The sequence below is a fragment of the Spirulina sp. CCY15215 genome (assembly GCF_016888125.1).
In the GTDB taxonomy this organism is placed as follows: domain Bacteria; phylum Cyanobacteriota; class Cyanobacteriia; order Cyanobacteriales; family Spirulinaceae; genus CCY15215.
This window is the reverse complement of record NZ_JACSWA010000202.1, coordinates 1-1,755: the sequence shown is the minus strand read 5'-3', so window position 1 is coordinate 1,755 and position 1,755 is coordinate 1. Positions and strand designations below refer to the sequence as shown.

Sequence of the window (1,755 nt, the reverse complement as noted above, 5' to 3'; positions counted from 1 at the left end):
TCATCGATTAGTGATGTTTTAATGACCAATCATAGGGAATAGAAGCAGTAAAGGGATTGCATCGCTGTATTTCTTCGGGATCGTGGGGAATTGTCGCGCAATTAGCAACCATTGCTTTTGTCGTCCCAATGCCTTTAAATCCATTCCAAATTAACGGTGGAATAGTGACTAAACAATAATTGTCTTCACCTAAAAAGAGTTCTTGGACTTCTCCTTGAGTTTTAGACGTTTCGCGATCGTCATATAAAACTAATTTAATCGTACCCAAAATAACAGCATAATTTAAAGTGATTTTAGTATGAAGATGCCAACCTTTGATCGCCCCAGGATACACAGTAGAAAAATAAATCTCACCAAATTTTTGAAAATGTGGTGCATCCGATCGCAACATCTTTAAAATTGTTCCTCGTTCGTCGGGAATACGTTGTAGAGGATGAATTTGAATTCCTTCAATTGTCATAAATTATACCTCTTGCAAACTTTTTTTAAAATAGTCTTGATACCATTTTATTGTTTCTTGCAAACCCAATTCTAATTTATATTTTGGAGTCCAGTCTAAAAGTTCTCTGGCACGTTGTGACGATAAATATTGATAGAGGATTTCATGGTTTGCTTCATTAAGAACGAGAGATGATAAATCTGATTTTTCCATTATTCTTAAAATTGTTTTCACTATTTCTAAAACAGTATATTTCCTCTCCATGCTAAAATTAAAGGATTTACCAACAATATCTATTTTTCGCATTTTTTCAGCAAGTTCGAGATAGGCAAAAACAGCATCTTTAATATAAAAATAATCGCGAATAAATTGACCATTGCTGCGGATAATTGGACGTTTGTTATACAAAACTGAGCGAATTGTTCCCGGAATGAGGCGACTAAAATTCAAATCTCCTCCTCCATATAAATTACTACAACGAGTAATACAAATCGGTAGATTGTAAGTATGGTAATAAGTATTAGCAATTAAATCCGCACAACTTTTAGAAACATCATAAGGATGTTGACCTTGTAAGGGACTCTCTTCAGTATAAGGGAGATGAGACTGGATTCCGTAAGCCTTATCACTAGAAGCAATAATAATACATTTAACTGTTGGAACTCTGCGACAGGCTTCTAATAAATTCCACGTTCCTTTAATATTGGTTTCAAAAGTAGAAATCGGATTGCGATTAGCAATACCAACAATCGTTTGTGCAGCAAGATGAAAGACGGTATCGATCTCATATTCATTCAAACTGCGTTCGAGAAGACTTAAATTCTCAACCGATCCCGTAATGCTAACCAAATGGCGATCGAGTCCCTCTTGAAAAAAGCGAGACTGAGGGACGCGATCGCGAATTAAACCGATAACCGTCCCACCGCGATCGCAGAGTTCTTGCACCAACCAACTTCCTAGTAATCCCGTACAACCCGTAACAAAAATCGATCGCCCACACCAAAATCCATTCATCGAAAAATTGGGTAGAAACCCCGTTCTTATAGCAGGGATTATTCGTTGAAAAAGGAAAATACTACAATGTCTGACTTGTCGTCAATTATGCGCCCCCCTAGCCCCCCAAATCTGGGGGGAACCGGAGTCAAAGTCCCCCAAACTTGGGCTAGGGGGCTGGCACGTTGGGGGTTAATTTTTTTCTCTCTCCGATGAATAATCCCTGCGTTCTTATAGGACGGCTTTATATTAGTTTCGCTACCGCCTTGGAATTGTTTAATTAGGGTGCTTTTGTATTGCACTTTTAACAGGACAATTACTGT

Annotated in this window: 3 protein-coding genes; all 3 read right to left on the bottom strand. The window is 37.9% G+C overall.

The features are described 5' to 3' along the window. Window positions 1–7 precede the first annotated feature (7 nt). Complete coding sequence (locus JUI58_RS01140; protein ID WP_204101905.1) at window positions 8–460, bottom strand: dTDP-4-dehydrorhamnose 3,5-epimerase family protein; 453 nt, start codon at window positions 458–460, stop codon at window positions 8–10. 3 nt (window positions 461–463) lie between these two features. Then, window positions 464–1,453: a GDP-mannose 4,6-dehydratase gene (locus JUI58_RS01135; protein ID WP_204101904.1), complete on the bottom strand. Its 990-nt coding sequence runs from the start codon at window positions 1,451–1,453 to the stop codon at window positions 464–466. A gap of 38 nt (window positions 1,454–1,491) precedes the next feature. Next, window positions 1,492–1,755, bottom strand: a 264-nt coding sequence (locus JUI58_RS01130; protein ID WP_204101903.1) for a hypothetical protein, incomplete at its 5' end; no start/stop codon positions are given.

Coding starts and splice junctions, on each gene's coding strand:
- JUI58_RS01135 (WP_204101904.1), bottom strand. CDS start 1,453: ATGAATGGATTTTGGTGTGGGCGATCGATTTTTGTTACGGGTTGTACG.
- JUI58_RS01140 (WP_204101905.1), bottom strand. CDS start 460: ATGACAATTGAAGGAATTCAAATTCATCCTCTACAACGTATTCCCGAC.